23 protein-coding genes and 7 pseudogenes are annotated in these 16,242 nt (G+C 42.9%); 11 read left to right on the forward strand and 19 right to left on the reverse strand.

The window, feature by feature from the left end; genetic code table 11:
* Nucleotides 1-248 (forward strand): transposase (locus L9W92_RS11425; protein WP_240083892.1); only part of this gene is annotated, 248 nt, incomplete at its 5' end.
* Nucleotides 249-502: 254 nt separating this feature from the next.
* Here L9W92_RS11425 and L9W92_RS11430 read toward each other — a convergent pair.
* The 12 genes and pseudogenes from L9W92_RS11430 to L9W92_RS11480 all read right to left on the reverse strand — a co-directional run bounded on the left by L9W92_RS11430 (nt 503) and on the right by L9W92_RS11480 (nt 4,869).
* Nucleotides 503-979: a DUF134 domain-containing protein gene (locus L9W92_RS11430; protein ID WP_240083893.1), complete on the reverse strand. Its 477-nt coding sequence runs from the start codon at nt 977-979 to the stop codon at nt 503-505.
* 74 nt (nt 980-1,053) lie between these two features.
* A pseudogene (locus L9W92_RS11435) lies at nt 1,054-1,361 on the reverse strand (CGGC domain-containing protein).
* Between the two features lie 187 nt (nt 1,362-1,548).
* The gene (locus L9W92_RS11440; RefSeq protein ID WP_240083894.1) at nt 1,549-1,980 is read right to left on the reverse strand and encodes a Fur family transcriptional regulator; all 432 of its coding nucleotides are present in this window, start codon (nt 1,978-1,980) and stop codon (nt 1,549-1,551) included.
* Nucleotides 1,981-2,002: 22 nt separating this feature from the next.
* Entirely contained in the window at nt 2,003-2,344 is a 342-nt protein-coding gene (locus L9W92_RS11445) for a hypothetical protein (protein ID WP_240083895.1), read from the reverse strand.
* 14 nt (nt 2,345-2,358) lie between these two features.
* Nucleotides 2,359-2,514: pseudogene (locus L9W92_RS11450) on the reverse strand (peptide deformylase); the annotation flags it as partial.
* Between the two features lie 80 nt (nt 2,515-2,594).
* Entirely contained in the window at nt 2,595-2,918 is a 324-nt protein-coding gene (locus L9W92_RS11455; RefSeq protein ID WP_240083896.1) for a DUF5320 domain-containing protein, read from the reverse strand.
* 15 nt (nt 2,919-2,933) lie between these two features.
* The gene (locus tag L9W92_RS11460; RefSeq protein ID WP_240083897.1) at nt 2,934-3,074 is read right to left on the reverse strand and encodes a hypothetical protein; all 141 of its coding nucleotides are present in this window, start codon (nt 3,072-3,074) and stop codon (nt 2,934-2,936) included.
* Nucleotides 3,073-3,201: pseudogene (locus L9W92_RS19335) on the reverse strand (DUF5320 domain-containing protein); the annotation flags it as partial. The gene L9W92_RS11460 and the pseudogene L9W92_RS19335, both read right to left, overlap by 2 nt.
* Before the next feature lie 32 nt (nt 3,202-3,233).
* Nucleotides 3,234-3,644 (reverse strand): metal-dependent transcriptional regulator, encoded by a 411-nt coding sequence (locus L9W92_RS11465; protein ID WP_240083898.1) that lies wholly within the window; start codon nt 3,642-3,644, stop codon nt 3,234-3,236.
* A 241-nt stretch (nt 3,645-3,885) separates the two neighbouring features.
* Nucleotides 3,886-4,104 (reverse strand): 4Fe-4S binding protein, encoded by a 219-nt coding sequence (locus L9W92_RS11470; RefSeq protein WP_240083899.1) that lies wholly within the window; start codon nt 4,102-4,104, stop codon nt 3,886-3,888.
* Nucleotides 4,105-4,243: 139 nt separating this feature from the next.
* Nucleotides 4,244-4,456: a hypothetical protein gene (locus L9W92_RS11475; protein ID WP_282442341.1), complete on the reverse strand. Its 213-nt coding sequence runs from the start codon at nt 4,454-4,456 to the stop codon at nt 4,244-4,246.
* Complete coding sequence (locus tag L9W92_RS11480; protein ID WP_312038094.1) at nt 4,453-4,869, reverse strand: metal ABC transporter substrate-binding protein; 417 nt, start codon at nt 4,867-4,869, stop codon at nt 4,453-4,455. Before L9W92_RS11480 ends, L9W92_RS11475 begins: the two co-directional genes overlap by 4 nt.
* A 171-nt stretch (nt 4,870-5,040) precedes the next feature.
* On the opposite strand from L9W92_RS11480, the gene L9W92_RS11485 reads away from it, so the two are divergent.
* The 7 genes and pseudogenes from L9W92_RS11485 to L9W92_RS11515 all read left to right on the forward strand — a co-directional run bounded on the left by L9W92_RS11485 (nt 5,041) and on the right by L9W92_RS11515 (nt 9,058).
* Nucleotides 5,041-5,811: a DUF364 domain-containing protein gene (locus L9W92_RS11485; RefSeq protein ID WP_240083900.1), complete on the forward strand. Its 771-nt coding sequence runs from the start codon at nt 5,041-5,043 to the stop codon at nt 5,809-5,811.
* A 20-nt stretch (nt 5,812-5,831) separates the two neighbouring features.
* Complete coding sequence (locus tag L9W92_RS11490; protein WP_286726268.1) at nt 5,832-6,140, forward strand: CGGC domain-containing protein; 309 nt, start codon at nt 5,832-5,834, stop codon at nt 6,138-6,140.
* A gap of 6 nt (nt 6,141-6,146) precedes the next feature.
* The gene (locus L9W92_RS11495) at nt 6,147-6,605 is read left to right on the forward strand and encodes an MOSC domain-containing protein (protein WP_240083902.1); all 459 of its coding nucleotides are present in this window, start codon (nt 6,147-6,149) and stop codon (nt 6,603-6,605) included.
* Nucleotides 6,606-6,669: 64 nt separating this feature from the next.
* Entirely contained in the window at nt 6,670-7,851 is a 1,182-nt protein-coding gene (metK, locus tag L9W92_RS11500; RefSeq protein ID WP_240083903.1) for a methionine adenosyltransferase, read from the forward strand.
* 73 nt (nt 7,852-7,924) lie between these two features.
* A pseudogene (locus tag L9W92_RS11505) lies at nt 7,925-8,038 on the forward strand (P-loop NTPase); the annotation flags it as partial.
* Nucleotides 8,026-8,280, forward strand: a pseudogene (locus tag L9W92_RS11510) (NifB/NifX family molybdenum-iron cluster-binding protein); the annotation flags it as partial. The pseudogenes L9W92_RS11505 and L9W92_RS11510, both read left to right, overlap by 13 nt.
* Nucleotides 8,255-9,058, forward strand: a complete 804-nt coding sequence (locus L9W92_RS11515) for a Rossmann-like domain-containing protein (RefSeq protein ID WP_240083904.1) — start codon at nt 8,255-8,257, stop codon at nt 9,056-9,058. The pseudogene L9W92_RS11510 and the gene L9W92_RS11515, both read left to right, overlap by 26 nt.
* Before the next feature lie 395 nt (nt 9,059-9,453).
* Here L9W92_RS11515 and L9W92_RS11520 read toward each other — a convergent pair whose 3' ends face one another.
* Both L9W92_RS11520 and L9W92_RS11525 read right to left on the reverse strand, forming a co-directional pair.
* On the reverse strand, nt 9,454-10,701 hold the full coding sequence (locus L9W92_RS11520; RefSeq protein ID WP_240083905.1) for an ATP-binding protein: 1,248 nt from the start codon (nt 10,699-10,701) through the stop codon (nt 9,454-9,456).
* A 322-nt stretch (nt 10,702-11,023) separates the two neighbouring features.
* A pseudogene (locus L9W92_RS11525) lies at nt 11,024-11,337 on the reverse strand (hypothetical protein); the annotation flags it as partial.
* A gap of 240 nt (nt 11,338-11,577) precedes the next feature.
* Between L9W92_RS11525 and L9W92_RS11530 the strand changes: the two are divergent.
* The 3 genes from L9W92_RS11530 (at nt 11,578) to L9W92_RS19340 (ending at nt 14,441) form a co-directional block, all read left to right on the forward strand.
* Complete coding sequence (locus tag L9W92_RS11530; RefSeq protein WP_240083906.1) at nt 11,578-12,471, forward strand: TetR/AcrR family transcriptional regulator; 894 nt, start codon at nt 11,578-11,580, stop codon at nt 12,469-12,471.
* Nucleotides 12,472-13,039: 568 nt separating this feature from the next.
* Nucleotides 13,040-14,164, forward strand: a complete 1,125-nt coding sequence (locus tag L9W92_RS11535; RefSeq protein WP_240083907.1) for a helix-turn-helix domain-containing protein — start codon at nt 13,040-13,042, stop codon at nt 14,162-14,164.
* A 19-nt stretch (nt 14,165-14,183) separates the two neighbouring features.
* Nucleotides 14,184-14,441 (forward strand): ATP-binding cassette domain-containing protein, encoded by a 258-nt coding sequence (locus L9W92_RS19340; protein WP_376741805.1) that lies wholly within the window; start codon nt 14,184-14,186, stop codon nt 14,439-14,441.
* Here L9W92_RS19340 and L9W92_RS11540 read toward each other — a convergent pair.
* The 5 genes and pseudogenes from L9W92_RS11540 to L9W92_RS11555 form a co-directional block, all read right to left on the reverse strand.
* Entirely contained in the window at nt 14,367-15,182 is an 816-nt protein-coding gene (locus L9W92_RS11540) for a helix-turn-helix domain-containing protein (protein ID WP_240083908.1), read from the reverse strand. The genes L9W92_RS19340 and L9W92_RS11540 overlap by 75 nt on opposite strands.
* Nucleotides 15,166-15,438 (reverse strand): hypothetical protein, encoded by a 273-nt coding sequence (locus L9W92_RS11545; protein ID WP_240083909.1) that lies wholly within the window; start codon nt 15,436-15,438, stop codon nt 15,166-15,168. Before L9W92_RS11545 ends, L9W92_RS11540 begins: the two co-directional genes overlap by 17 nt.
* A 2-nt stretch (nt 15,439-15,440) precedes the next feature.
* Nucleotides 15,441-15,713, reverse strand: a complete 273-nt coding sequence (locus L9W92_RS11550) for a helix-turn-helix domain-containing protein (protein WP_240083910.1) — start codon at nt 15,711-15,713, stop codon at nt 15,441-15,443.
* Between the two features lie 22 nt (nt 15,714-15,735).
* Nucleotides 15,736-15,861 (reverse strand): hypothetical protein, encoded by a 126-nt coding sequence (locus L9W92_RS18895; protein WP_282442342.1) that lies wholly within the window; start codon nt 15,859-15,861, stop codon nt 15,736-15,738.
* A 184-nt stretch (nt 15,862-16,045) separates the two neighbouring features.
* Nucleotides 16,046-16,183 (reverse strand): annotated as a pseudogene (locus tag L9W92_RS11555) (acetyltransferase); the annotation flags it as partial.
* Nucleotides 16,184-16,242 lie beyond the last annotated feature (59 nt).

Genomic DNA, 16,242 nt, shown 5'->3' on the forward strand with positions numbered 1-16,242 from the left:
GTTACAGCATCACCCAGCCGAACGAGAAAAACCGCCTAAGACTTGAATTTGAATCCAGTGAAGCCTTCTGGGAACGGCTGAAAATTCGGCACCGTATTGAAGAAAAGAACGGTGAAATGAAAGTGGCCCACGGTCTTGATAGAGCAGATACCGTGGGCCTTGTCGCTATGCGATTACAAACCTATTTCACGGCCTTTGTGGTGAATGTAAAAAGAATCGTGAAATTAAACGAACTAAAAGCGATATAATGTTGCAGCTTATTTTATTTTCAATAGGGAGTGTCACGGCTTCCGTGTAAATGGAATAATCTCACAAGTAATTGTACACACTAATATTGCTTTTTATAAAGCTATAATCATCAAGCGACCAGGGGATGCCAACCTCTCGACAGCTCTTTCCGTCAGCGTTTAAAACATATCTCAACTCAAAACAAAGATAAATAAAAAAATAGGCCAAAAAGACTATAATGTCTCTTTGACCTTGACAACATTCTTGTTTGATTTTATTCATTCCTCCAGCCATGCCGCCAACAGTTTCTTCGACCAAACTTTCCTTTGCAGTTTTGTCCGCAGATAACCTTAGTTGAGCTGCAGGTAGGGCATGAATATCTTCCGTTTTTCATGGATTCAAGATTTTCAAAGCTTTCTATCCATTCCTTGCCGCAATCCAAACATCTCACCGGGCAGATATTCCGGGTGAAATTGCCTCCCTCTATATGAATAACCTTTCCGTTCACCAGACTGTCGGCAATTTTTTCTCTTGCAGACAGAAGGATTCGCTGAAAGGTGGGGCGGGATACCTCCATCTTTTCGGCGCATTCGCCCTGCTCAAGCCCCTCCAGGTCTTTTAACCGTATGGCTTCCAGTTCTTCAAGCTTCAATATATTTTCAGGCACCTCTGCAACATCTTTATCTGATGGGATGAAGTAGGGGATAGTGGGAATATTCTCAATTTTTCTCCATTTGGTGGGTCTTGCCAATCATATCACCTCCGTTATCTGGTTGAGATTTTATAATAGTTCAATAAACCAGCACATTTATTATATTGCTATTGTCAATGAGTGTAGTCAATCATTCTCACAGAGTCTCCCAATTTTTTTGAAATAGCATCTTCATTGCTTGCACATGAGGGCATGCAAACCCTATCGGGTTACCTTTTGTAATACACGATGCCAGCACAATCGTGTCGGCACCCCGTTTTACCATTTCGGCAGCTCTCGTTACGGCTTTTTTACCTGGACAACCGCCGCATGTAGAGAAACCCATTACTTCAATCTCTCCCTCAACGCCCTCAAACGCACATTTCTTTTCTCTCATTACTTTAAAATCTGTGCTACCTGGGCACATATCCTCCGTTCGCATACACCTGATAATCCGACTTTCATAACAAATTCCCCCTGTATGCTGATTTTCAAATAATCTTGCTCATTCAACAGTCTATCTTAAACATAAATATATACGATCAAGTTTACAAGCATTACGGGCATATATCAACAACCAAATATAACCCGCAAACGCAAACGCCCATAATAAAAGAGCTATAGACTAATTACCTTTTACAACTGCTGCAGTATCCAAATATTTTCATTGATTTATCAGCAACTTCAAATCCTTTGTCTTCTAAAATCCGTTTTTTGAATTCTTCAGTTATTCTATCATCTAATTCCTCCAACTGTCCGCATTTTAAACAAATTAAATGATGGTGCATTAATTCATCATACATTACCAATTCGTACCGTGCTGATGAGTTTTCCATCGACAATCTTGATACTATACCAATCTTTTCAAATAATTCCATAGTACGATATACCGTCGCCAGTCCTAGCCTTTTGTTATTATCTTTTGTTCTAAGAAGCCCATAAATATTTTCAGCTTTAAGATGATGGCCTTTGTAATTGTATAAAATCTCAAGGATAGCTTTTCTTTGAGGCGTACTCCTCAAATTGCATTCCTTAAGCAAATGATAGACCTGGTTAAGCAAATCGATTCACTCCTCTAAAAAATCAAAACTTCTTTTTTATATTTTTTCTGTAAAACTTTTTCCCTTCAAACAAAGACTCAACAATCATATCCCGTTTTAGCAGATCGTCTATCACTGTTTTATCTACATTCCTTTTTTTGAGCATTTCGTCAACAATATCCTCTCGAACCGGGTGTACAGATGTAATACTTAAAAGATCATTGACAATATCCTCGCTAAAGAAGAATCCTTCCCCTTTTTCATCGCCGGTTATGCATTCAACATGCGCTCCGGATATGCTGCGAATAATTTCTGCGGCATTGACAAGGCTGTCTCTTGAAGACCTTTTTATGCTGTTTTCCGCCGGTGGGCGGGTAGGGATCAATAAATAAGCCTTTTTCTGGGAGCCGCCAACCCGGCTCCGTTTGCATTATACATGGTTTCAGCCATATCTTTAAGCAATGTCAGTATCCTATTGTCAATTTTTTCAACTGTTCTTGCTTTTTTCCGCAATATATCATCGGTCTGATAGTTCATAATGTTCCGCAACGCCATATATATCTTCCTTTGCCTGAAAAATAATTTATGAGAAGAAGGCAGGAAATTTCACCTGCCTTCTTCTCATGAATATGGGGCTATTCAGCGTCTTCGTTAAAACCTGAAAGACGCTTTTTAACCTGTTCGAGCTGGCTTTCTAAAAACTCCGCCTGCCGGCTTAAAAGCTCCTTTTCACCTAAAGCAGGTTCATATGTCCCAGCGTATGCGGGATAGCCTAAGCGTGCCCATCCCGGCAGACCGGTTGCATAGAACATCCTGCGGAAGCCGCGTCCTCCTCCGAATCCGCATCTAAAACCGACCGGATTTGCATAACCGGGAGCTGCAAAGCCTGCGCAAAAACCTGCGCCCCGTCCAGTCATCCGTCCCATTCTCATCGGGCCTGTTCCGTCTCCTCTTGGCATAATTTTCACCTCCTCTCAATTAACGTCTTTGTCATTTAGGTATCCTATTACGGTTTGCCCACCGGTAAGCAAGGTATCCGCATCCGGGCAGCAGTCTCGCAAGCCAAGACATCCGTCTGAACCCTCGGCCCCTTCCAAGCCCCATACCACGGCCAAAGTTCAGATTCACAAATCCGGGAATTTTGAAACCTGCGCAGAAGCCCGCGCCCCGTCCCGTCAACGGCCCCATTCCTATAGGACCGGTTCCATTACCTCTTGGCACATTTTTCACCTCCAAAAGCATTAAAATCCCATATTATTCGCAAATGTCTGTTATTAGAAATGTCTTTTTTGCAATTCATACATCTTTTCAAGCTGCTGATCAATCTTATCTGCGGTTTCAGGACTAATTAAATGTTCTATGCGGCAGGCATCCCTGGCGGCCGTCGCAGCTTCAACGCCAAGAACATTGTTGAGAAAAGCTTTGAGCGAATCATACCTTCTTTTTATATTAGCTGCTACATTGCGCCCGTTTTCCGTCAGAGTAACGGTGCCATACTTCTCCTTTGTGACGTATCCCTCGTCCTTGAGAACATTCATCATACAGCTCACGCTGGCACGTGAAATTCCAAGCGCATTCGCAATATCGCTTGAATGTATGCCCGCATCATCAGATAGCTCCAGCATAACTTTCAAATAATCCTCTTTAGAAGGAGTCATTTTCCCAATATGGCTGCTTCTCATCATTTTTCTTTTAAGTGCCTCTTATCATAGATGTTCCGCACTTAGGGCATTTCACAGAAGTGCAGGGAACGCCGATCGCATGCATGGTTTTTTCTCCGCATTTCGGACAGACGCAATATCCTGTCGAACCTGCACCTATTGCTCCTCGCTGTCCTCTCCGTCCTGCTCCTCTTCCCGCCACAGGCCCTTGTCCAAACGGGCCGGTTCCATCTTTTCCAGGCATAATAAAACCTCCTTTAAAAATCTATAAACTTATTGCTTCGTTTGGACATTCTCCAACACATGCATCGCATTCAACACATTCGTCACTGATGACTGCCTTACCATCTTCAAGTTTTATTGCCCCTACAGGGCACACATCCTCGCATCGGCCGCAGCCAATACATTTTTCCTGGTTTACTGAAGCTGACATAAAAATTATCTCCTCTTCAATGTAGTTTGTTTTTGAAATAGTTATTGACATATGCTCATAATCATGATAACTCGGTTATGAGCATATGTCAATAACTATATGTAAAATTAAGATAATTTAATACAAAGAAAGAGAGCTATAACACCACAAGCTCTCTTTCAATGATATCTACCCGGATTAAATAAACTTTTTACCCCAAACCATTTTTCTCCAAGGCAAGGTTTGCGGCGGGGAAGAACTTAAGCGCCCTTGGCAGAATGCCCATTACATATGCAATCAGCATGCCGTAATTCGTGATATAGACGTCCTGCTCACGCGCTTTCTCAACGCGGTATTGCATTTCCCGCCGGTTCAGCATACAGCCTCCGCAATGAACAATAACGGTGACCGCTGTTTTGCTCATTGCATTGCCTCCGTCATTGTTTCCGCCATTTTCTTAAGATTCCCTATGCAATCAGCGGCTAAGGGTAAAAGCCGTACAGCCTTTCCTTCGATTTCCTCGGCAAAATACCCGAAAGCCGGGTGATAGACAATAAACTTTTTACTTTTTACGTTATCAAGAACCGATGATATTTGTTTATCAAGCTCATCAAGCTGGTTGATGTACGCCTCGGCGTTTTTTGTGTATATGTCCTTATTCGCTTCGTCAAGCTTGCACATCTCACAGGCTATTGCTTCAATCATCACCTTAACTCTTTTGGGGGAAAGCCATATATGCGGGTCTCTTCCACCGGATGCAAACGTTCTGTCCTTATAAAGCGTATATTCGACAAAAATTATTTTGTTAGAAAAAATTGAAATGTTCCGTTTTTTAATTTCTTGAAGTTAATAAAGGTAGACAGGTTGTTTACATATGCCCAAAACAGTGTTATTATTTTATCGTTGCTAGATATGGGCAATAGCTCATAACCTTTCGATAATTCTTACTGACAAGTTGTAAGAAAAATTTATCTGATTTAGAAATCTTAAAAGAGCAGGAGGGTTGGCATGATTTTAGAGCGTGTTTATGAATTGGCTCTGCCCAGAGTTAGCGGCAAAAAAATCAAAGAGGTCAGGATCGGACTCGAATTAATGGCTGTTGAGCTTGATGACAGTTCAATCGGCGTTACTTATGTATTGAGAAAGGAAATAGGACATGCCTGTTCCGCGCTTCCCCAGGCGGGAAGTCTCGTGGGCAAGCCTGCCGAGGAAATTGCCGGATGGGCTTTAAAAGGTAAAAATGTGATAGCTTCCTCCATGGGCTTGGCGGTCTTAAATTCTGTCGCTGAATTTGATAAATTGGAACTGCTTAACAATACTTCCGGTGTGGACGCGGTATTTTCCATCGAAGTTCAACCTACGGATACCGTTGGCATAATCGGTCACATTGGGCCTGTTATTTCCAGATTGAAAGGCAAAATGGAAAAACTTTATATCTTTGAGCGGGGCATGGATATTCCGGAGCAGGTTTATCCGGAGAGTTCCCAACCCGAACTCCTGCCGGACTGCCAGGTGGTATTTATAAGCAGTTCATCGCTGTTAAACGGAACATTGGAGCCCCTTTTGGCTTATTGCACCAAGGCTCGTGATGTGGTTATGGTTGGGTCCAGTACGCCCTTATACCCTGAGGCCTTTATCGGGACCGGAGTGAGTATGCTGTCGGGAACAAGATGGTTGCCGGCCAACAGAGAAAGTATTCTTACGGCTATATGCCAAAGCGCAGGAATGCGGCAACTTATCAAGTATGGAGAAAAGATGTCGGTAAGAGTAAAGCGGTAAAGCAAATTTTGCCTTGATACATATCCTTTTGCGGAGGATGTCCTGGCGGCAATATTGAATACGTTCCGCAGGAAATGATAAAAAACGCTGCCGAAGTGATTCATTTAGCGACGGGAATGATTGTTGGATATCCTCCGTGTCCGAGATTCGGTCATTTTAAGGAGTTTATTGAGAGTTACTATAATATTCCCGTTGTACTGGGCACTCATCCGATTCCCTTAAAATACTACAATGCTCACCAAAAGCTGTCTTTTTGGAAGAAGCTGAATAAACAGCAAATAGAGCACTTGCTGCAAGAAGATAGAAGTATTATGGAAGCATATAATTAGAAAAATATGAATGTCGACGTTTTAAAATTCAGGAGTGATAAGATGGGCAAGGTATTGTCTATTTATGTTGGTAAGGTTAGAGGAATCGAAAAAACCAAAGTGGACAGTGTAAAACTCATTGAGGGATGGGGTTTGGAGGGAGACGCACACGGTGGTGACTGGGACAGACAGGTTAGTATTTTCCCAATTGAAGCTTTGGAAAAAGTTCCAGCAGATAAAAAGGATGAAGTTTTGCAGGGCGGATTCTCTGAAAATATTGTCATTTCCGGAATTCCCCTGGAAGATTTAGCGGTTAATAAAAGACTGAAAATTGGGGAAGCCCTAATACAAATAATTTACATAGGAAAAGAAGAGCTAAAAGAAACCGGCAGGAATTATATTGTCAGCAGAGAGGGACGTTTTGGCAGAGTAATCAGCGGCGGAAGAGTAAAGACCAAAGACAATGTTCAGCTTTTCTTAGAATAGTGAAAATCAGCATTCCTACAATTCTTTGTGTGTTGGAACGCAGCAAATGGAGAGGAAAGAGAAAATGAAAAATAGAGTATTTACATCGGAATCGGTGACGGAAGGCCATCCGGACAAATTATGCGATCAGATATCGGATGCCGTTTTAGACAATATTTTAGGACAAGACAAAAATGCCCGGGTAGCTTGCGAGTGTGTAACCACAACAGGGATGGTACTTGTTACCGGCGAGATAACGGCTTCATGCTATGTTGATATTCCGTCTATTGTACGCCAAACTGTGCAAAATATAGGTTATGACAATCCTGAATATGGTTTTGACTACAAGGCTTGTGCAGTGCTTACCTCGATCGACGAGCAAAGTCCGGATATTGCTATGGGTGTTAACCGTTCATATGAATCCAAGGAATCAAAGACGGATGAGGCGGATTATATTGGCGCAGGCGACCAAGGAATGATGTTTGGTTTCGCCTGTGATGAAACGCCGGAACTCATGCCCGCACCAATTTCTCTGGCCCACAAGTTGGCGCAGCGTTTAGCCGCGGTACGCAAAAGTGGTGAGCTTCATTGGCTCCGGCCGGACGGCAAGACGCAGGTAACAGTAGAATATGGCGACAACGGTAACATCTTGCGGTGTGCGGCGATCGTGGTATCAGCTCAGCATAACCCGGATGTTTCGTCAGACACTCTGCGGGAAGCACTCATTGAAACAGTGGTTAAGCCTGTTATCCCGAAAAAATATCTGGACAAGGATACCCATATTTATGTCAACCCGACCGGACGTTTTGTGATCGGCGGGCCTGTAGGGGATTCGGGCCTTACGGGACGCAAGATAATCGTAGATACCTATGGCGGTTACGCCAGCCACGGCGGAGGAGCGTTTTCAGGAAAAGACCCGACAAAAGTCGACCGGTCGGCAGCCTATATGGCGCGCCATATTGCGAAGAATATTGTTGCTGCAGGGCTGGCCAAACGCTGTCAGATTGAGGTAGCCTACGCCATAGGTGTTGCCAATCCGGTTTCGATCCATATCGATACGCAGGGAACCGGTAAATTTTCCGACCAAAGACTGGCAGATATCGTTAACGAGTGCTTTGATCTGCGTCCGGCAAGAATAATCTCGTATCTTGACCTTCGCAGCCCGATTTATACTCAGACTGCTGCTTACGGCCATTTCGGACGGCCTGAACTGAATTTGCCCTGGGAGCGTACCAACATGGTAGAAATATTAAAGCAGTACAAATAAAGGGGAAGTGAGTCTAGTGAGTGCAAATTAAAGTTTTTACAACACAATACTCTTCTGAACGAACAATAGAACGATAATTAAACAGTTTTGGTCGGAAGTTATCTGGGGCGATGTTGACTTCATGTTTATCGATATGCCGCCCGGTACAGGGGATGTACCGCTAACGGTATTTCAATCCATAAGAGTGAAACCGTACCGAACCCCGGACACAGGCCAGGATTTTTGCCGAACTTTTTAAACGATATGGGAGTTAAAGTGATCATTTCAGGCGGCATGGGGGGCGGAGCAATTGATATATTCAATGAAAAAGGCATTGAGGTAATAACGGGCGCCAGAGGGGAAGCCAAAACCGCTGTAGAGCAATATCTGCAGGGCAACCTCAAATCGACAGGGTCTGTTTGCCATGAACACCAGCATCATGACGAATGAGGCAGGCATGAATAAAATTGTAATAAGTGAGGAGCCGGTTATGGAAGAAAATGCTTACTTGCTCAAGATTCAAGAAACTTTTAAAGAACTGGTCGATAAGAATGATCTCAATGAACAAAATATAGTCATTACATGTTCGGTGCTTACACCCCAGGAGGCTATCGGGGACCCGGAAAGAAAAGATTTCCCTATTCAAAAGGGAAAAGAGAAAATGATGCAGGCTTGCCTCGGCAGTTCTTACGGACAGGCATTTACCGATATGGCAAATGGTTTTAACGGTAAATTAAAGGATTTAACGACGATGCGGCTGAAAACAAATTATGAGCGTGCAGTCTTTATTTCCGGATTGAATGCAGTTCTTCGGGAATTAAATATGGCCGATCGTACGGTTCACTGTAAAGATGATGGACCTAAAAAATGCAGCTTGGAACTTGCGGAAATGATTGAAAAAGAATACGGAAAACCCAAAATCGCCCTGTTCGGATTGCAGCCTGCCATGGCAGAAGTTCTGGCCAAGAAATTTCCTTTACGGATTTTTGATTTGGATGAGGACAATATCGGTAAACAAAAGTTCGGAACAGTAATTGAAAATGGAATATGTGCAATTGCAGAAGTTGAAGACTGGGCTGATTTGTTTTTGGTTACAGGAAGTACAGTCTGTAACGGATCAATTACTGATTTTCTTCAAATTAAGAAGCCTGTAATTTATTTTGGGACGACAATTTCCGGTACAGCCGGTTTGGTTGGGTTAAATCGTTTTTGCCCACAGTCTGTTTAGGAAAATAAAGTTTCTTTTAAGGGATGGGGCCTGCCCGTTTGGCGGGCTACCTAAGTAGCTGTTTATGTTATTAAATTGAAAATCTAACGCGTTAGTGGAGAAAAAAGGGATGGAAAATAACTTACAAAAGGGGCAACGAAACAAATTATCTAGGAGTGCCAGGAGTGCGGTTTATGTTCAAGCGGATGGGACTTTTTAGCTGAAAGTATATCCCTGCTGCAGATGGCTTGCAGAGGATAAGTCTGAAACGATGAGCTAGCGAGATTGATGAAAGTTCAGATACCTATTTCTTTCCCAGCCTGTTCAAGTATATAGCCATTAAAATTTGAAATTATGAATAGAGGTGTTATTAAGGAGTTCTTTATTTATTCTACCCCAAGGATCTCACCAAATAATTATTCATATGGCTTGTAGCACCGTACACCTATATTGTCAAGTAACGTACAACCGAAGGAAGCTAGAGGAGATAAATTATATGGCTTTTCTGCTCCTTGTTCATCAGGTTTCTCCTCCTTACTAAAACGATAGCTTAAGGTAGACTTTGAAATCCCGGTTATTTCTTCGAGTGTTCGAATTGGTACTCCACTTTTATTTAACTTGTACAAGGCATGGGTGTAAGCATCACTATCCTCATTAATAAAAAGGGTAGATTGTTTAACCCAAACACTCGCGATGTCCTCCTTTGTAACGTTTTTTTTCTTATGTTGCATAACGCAATATTTCGCCAATGCCTGTAAAAAATTGCAAACTTGTGCACCACTCATTCCTTCTGTCAAAATAATAAGCGTTTTTACATCCACTTTATACTCGTTTAAGGTGTCAGCCAAAAACCGGTTGATAATTACTTCACGTTGTTGGGCGTTTGGCAATTCCAGTAATATGGATGTATTAAATCTTCTCCAGATGGCTGGATCAAGGAGATGATGATGGTTGGTAGCGGCCACAAGGAAGACGTTCCCTGGCATGGAATCCATATTCTGGAGTAAAGTTGTAACAACCCTTTTTAATTCGCCCAACTCATGCGGATCATCCCGTTTTTTTGCAATAGCGTCAAATTCATCAAGGAAAAGCATAATCCGTTTGTTTTTTACAAACTCAAAGATTTTTCTAATGTTTGTTCCTGTTTGACCTAAATATGAAGACACTAAGCCATCAAGCCTAACATAAGCGACTGGAATATCAATTTCTCCGGCGATAGCGTTAGCCGTTAGTGTTTTTCCGCACCCCGGAGGCCCACAAAACAACACACGGTTGGTTGGCGTAATTCCCTTTGAGAGCAAATCAGCCGCTTTCTTTTGTTCTTCGATAATTTGAAGCAATGCCTCTTTGGTTTTTTCCGGCAGAGCCACATCTTCCAGTCTTACTTTTGGTTGAAGAATCTCAATTAGTTCAAGTGTACTATCCTTATCTTTAGGAGTTGGCAGAACGCTTTGCACAGAAAAAGACATTTCTGATAATGGGCTGGAAGAAATTGAGGTATTTGTCTTTTTTTCAGATACATAAGCATTCATAAGAGAGGATGATAAGGAAATATTTCCTTTTCGCTCCTCATCATTCGCCAAATCCTTTAGCGCTTTTTTGAAGGCATCTTCATTGCCTGCACAGTGCGCCTCGATCAGCTTGACAATCAAGCCTGATTTCATATATTAACCCCCTTTCTTGGACATATTTGGCCGCACAAGAAATTATAGCCCTATTTATGGCAATTGTCAAGGTTGAAATTTGGACACAACTGGACACTGGGAGAGCGAGGCATTTATCGGTTTTAATAATAGAGTTTGTAATATAAGCATCTTCAACGGAATCTTGAACAATACTTGTGAACGAAAAGTACTAAAAGATAATTTTACGAACCGCACTGCTACCTGATAAGCAAAGACCTAAGTGTAAAGGACGATAAAAGCCCGTGTTCTTCGCGTTAAAATCCGCTAAACATCAGTGCTAACGTCCTTTACACTTAGATTATCAAGATATCATCTCCCGCACCACCCGGTCGGCCATCTTCACCGCGCCGATCAGGATCAGCATGTTGAAAACCAGCTCCCCGATATAGCTCCACACCATCGTCACGGCACTGGCGCTGGCATCCACCACCGGCGGGGCGGCCGCAAAGACGGAAAAGATGACGCAGGCCAGAACGATGATTGCCCCCTCCAGGCAGACGGCGGATAGCCTTTGAGGAAGGCTATGCCGATGCTCTGGCTCGGCTCTCCGGCAAAGGAGGCCAGAGGCACGGGAGCAATGGCGGTATAAAGATAGAGCCGAAAAAATCTGCCATGTCTGCGGCAGCAACCTCAATGGTAACCGGTGTCATTACATGGTTTGCCAGTGGCAGCCTGGCAAGCCTGAAGCTGTATTCAAAGGCAATTCAGGATATTGCATTCTTCCTGCCGATCACTTATACGCAGCAGGCCCTCCGCGGACAAATACAGGATATTTATTTATATTTGTTGTGATCACCATGGTTTTATTGATACTGACAACTAGAAAAAAATTAATTGTAAAGTAGAAGGAAAGCAATGAAAAAAAATAAAATGCAAGCCAGTAAAAGTGAAAAGGATGTTTCTCGGGAGAATATACAAAAAGCGGCTCTTCGCTGCTTTGAGGAAAAGGGGTTCAAAGGGGCAACAATCTCCGACATTGCGCGGGAAGCCGGTATTTCCCCGGCTTCCGTTTACCTTTGTTTTTCCAATAAAAAAGAGTTGTTTGAATCCTTACAGCGGCCTGACCTTGACTTTCCTTCACCCAAGGCAAGAGTGAGGGAGCAGGAAATTATCAATGCGGCTAGAGAGGTTTTCAGTGAAAAAGGATATGCTGCCGCAACAATGGAGGATGTCGCCAATATGATTGGCAAGTCAAAAGCGCCACTATACAGCTATTTTCCGAGCAAGGAACAATTATTCGATGCGGTTATAGAAAAATCACCTGTTTTTTTCACTCTGGATACCATTCTGAATCAGCTCAATAATAAAACAGACGCTTTTTATGGAAATAGTAAGGAAGAAATCCTTAACCGGCTGGAAGACGATCTGGGCAAAATAGCCGTCAGCTATTTGAAAATGTTTGATGACGAGATAGCACTCAACTTTATCAGGATCACGCTGGCGGAAGGAACGAGAAATGGAAAAGTATCGGCACTCTTTAAAAAAAACGCAGTGGAACAAGGTTCATTACTACTTTCTGAGCATTTGAAGAATATCGGTCTGCGACCAGTTGAAGAATTACAAAATGTATCACAAGCTTTTATGGGTATGCTTGCATCGTGGGCAATCGTACATCGTATCCTTTTTCCTGAAAATATGGACGGGCAGCCGGACAAAATATCATCGCAGGATGATGAGATGGCCGATGCCGCGAAACGTGCGGTTTGCCTGTTTCTGTATGGACTGGACGGACTAAACATTCATTTCTAATACATTTAAGCACATTTTTTATAACAGCAAACAACATAATCATCTATGAAGAAGGCAAACACTATTATGCTGAATTTCTGTACAACAATGTAGGCTCAATATTTGAGGTAATAACATTTCGCGGGATGATTTTGTTAAAATGGTGGCCGCTTATTTTGAAAAGTAGATCGGGCTCTTGGTCGTTTATATTCCTTAATTTCCTAATCATAGAGGCAATTATAGAGCCCTGGATAGCCCTTGACCAATTAGGATTATGGATAGGTATTTTAAGCGCCGGACTGCTTTTTTGGTTTGCCAGCTTGCCTGAAAGCCAAAAAATCGTATTTATCCTTGTTGTGCATTATCATATCACCCTATATCATTTTACAAGTCACCTCACAAAAGCTAAACGATATGTGAAGATAGTTAATGTAGTTTTTAATATCTACATCGTAATTGTCTTTTGGCTGTTGATACAGTAGGATGCTCCTAAAGTTTCCTGCTGGTTGATTTTTTCAACCAAAATCAACTACCAATCCATTGTGTGCTTTTTTATTTACTAAGTACAATATAAGCAGAGGTGATCTTAATGAAAGAGATAAACATTGCAAATGTGCTGGTGAACAAACGAAAAGAAAAGGGTATCACACAGGATGAGCTTGCCAATTATATCGGCGTTTCCAAGGCTTCCGTTTCAAAATGGGAAACAGGGCAGAGCTATCCTGACGTTGCTTTGCTCCCACAGCTTGCGGCATATTTCAATATCAGCATTGATGATCTGATGGACTACAAACCGCAGATGACGAAAGAGAATATTCGCAAACTTTACCACAAATTATCGGCTGACTTTGCATCCGAACCGTTTGACGAAGTGATGAACCATTGCCATGAGATTATTAAGAAATACTTTGCCTGCTTTCCTCTGCTTCTGCAAATGGGCTTGCTGATATTAAACCATAGTGCGCTTGCGGGGGATATGGAGAAGACGGCATCCTTGATAAAGGAGGCAAAGGAGCTTTTTGCCCGCGTTACAAAGGAAAGCGAGGATGTTGAACTGGCCAAGCAGGCGCTATATACGGAAGCAAGCTGCTGCATGGCTCTTGGAGATGCCAATGCGGCGCTGGAGCTGCTGGAAGGGACAAATGCACCGTCCTTATACACGGAAACGCTGCTGATCGCCGCCTACCAAATGGCGGGCAAAACTGAAAATGCGAAAGCCGCCCTGCAAGCCGGAGTATATCAGCATATTGTCTCTTTGTTCGGGCTTTTCACCTCTTATTTTGCGCTCTATGGGAACGAGCCGGAACGCTATGAAGAAGCGTTCCGCCGGGTATCCGCGATAGCGGAAGCCTTTGACATGAAGCGGCTGCATCCCGGCGTTCTCGCAAACCTCTATCTCTCTGCCGCACAAGGGTATGCCGCACAGGGAAATAACGATAAGGCGCTGGATATGCTTGGGCAATATGGGGAGCTTGTCACGGGAAACATCTATCCGCTTCGTTTGCATGGGGATGACTTTTTCAACTTATTGGATGATTGGCTGGCTGAATTTGATTTAGGTACAGCGCCGCCGCGCGATGAAAAAACCATCAAACAAAGCATGGCCAACGCGGTAATAAATAATCCTGCGTTTTCAGCACTCACAGGTGAACCGCGTTTTCAGCGAATAGCGGAAAAGCTGGGCGCGAGCCTTCCTGCTGGGAATGCGCGATGACAGCCGGATTAAATAAATCCTGAAAACTGTTGGATTAGAGGATTGCAGAAACAAATTGGTAAGAGATTTCTTACAGGGCACGACGCAAAGATTAAAACTGGAAATGGCACTGCCGGAGAATCCGGATATTCTCATTTTAGACGAACCTGTTAACGGGCTTGACCCCGATGGTATTGCAGAGCTACAGGAACTACTGCTCCACTTAAATCAGGCCAATCTGCCTTTTGTGACGTTTTGCCAACATGGCCAGCGAAACGCAATTCATCAAGAACGTTAGTATTGAAAGAATTGTAAATTTTGGATTTATGCCCAGACCGTTGCTATCAACATAATCCACCATTGACTGCAAGGTAAGTTCAGATAATATCATAATGGTTATATTTGCTACAAGAAGAAAAACCTTATCATCAGAAATTTTTCTGTTTTGAATCCAGAATGAAATTACCACCACTGCGATAGAAACGATAAACACGACTAAAATGATCGTGTAGTGAGGAAGGTAGGCATTCTGAAATCCATTAAATACTCCATAGGCGCTGATATCTCTTGTCGTAGCTTGATTCAAAGAAGAATAATAAAATGTTATTATATAAATAAAAAATACACAGAGCAATAAAGAAGCTATCTTATTTTTTCCCATAACAAATACTCCCAACATCACGGCCAGCCAAATAAACACTGTTATCCTTAAAGGTAGAAGATGCCATGCCAAGCCTCCATCAATAGCCGAAATGCAGGCAATTAAAATAAGAACGCTCAATAGAAAGACTACAGACACTATGGCTACATATTTCCATCCTGCGTTTTTAGCGATTACACTTTTTGTCGCGGTATCAGCATATTGAAGTGTTGCTTCAACCATAGCATCTACCTCCGGAGCAGATGGCTCCGCTTTTTCACCGTTTAACAATTCACTTGTTGTTACCCCTAATATATGAGAGAGTTTTGACAATAGCGAGATGTCGGGGCAACTTAATCCGCGTTCCCATTTTGACACAGCTTTATCTGTAACCCCCAATTGTTCCGCTAATTCTTTTTGGGTCTACCTTTGTGTTTTGTAGCCAGTACAACGCCACTAAAACCACCATACCGATGACGATTGAAAGGGCAGGATGGATATGCAAAATGCCGTTTGCCGCAAAGCCGGACGCGATAGCCAGCGCAATGCTGTCAAACAAGATAATGTGTCCAAAGAACAGGCCGATTATCGAAAGAATGATTGCAAGCGCCGCGCCGATAATCAACTCAAAACCAAATGCCACTAATACTCCCACGGTTATTCCTCCTCGCTCTGATTTTTCAGGCGTTCCATTTCTTTTTTCTCTTTCAGGTATGCTTCCACTGTATGATTGTAAACCAGCTCATGCACGTCCAGTTCCAAAATATCAGCTATCGCCGCGCCGATACGAAAAGATGTCCCGCTTATTCGCCGTTCCCCCGATTCAAAACGCTGATACTGACGGATATTGATTGAGGCTATATCCGCTACCTGTTGCTGGGTCAATCCAAGTTTTTCACGATGTTTTTTGAGTATGGCGCGTTCCGGCAAAATCGCCTGAAATTCGGATAGGTCAAACTTTATCTTCTTCCGGATCCCGGACCCGCTCTGTCACGTCCAATATTTTGTCTACATTGACCTTAATAACATCGTATTGTTTCTTTCTCTTTGGCAAAACGTTATATTCCGCTTGCAGCATCGCACATTCGGGAGCTTACCGTCCCCCGGCCTGTGTTGTCCTTAATGCTTGGCTGCGGCCTCATGCAAAAAAGCGCTGAAAACAGCCCAAAGGTTAGGGAAGCATGATAGCCATTTGTGGCCGTCATGCTCCTGCTTTTATTTGCAATTTTCAGGTGTTGCCTCACCGGATGAACCCATTATGCTCATTTCGCAGAGTTGTTAATATCTTTAATTTTTGTCAGATCTCCGCTGCACAATATCTCAAGATGATTGAAAATTTTTTCCGCGGACCAGTCCCACCATCTTAATACCAGCAGATACTCAATCAGATCATCATCAAATCAACGAGCTGATCAGCCGCGGCGCCTATGTCATCAACGAGGTGGTCACGCCGGAAAAT

The organism is Pelotomaculum terephthalicicum JT (assembly GCF_022410535.1).
Classification (GTDB): Bacteria; Bacillota; Desulfotomaculia; order Desulfotomaculales; family Pelotomaculaceae; genus Pelotomaculum_D; species Pelotomaculum_D terephthalicicum.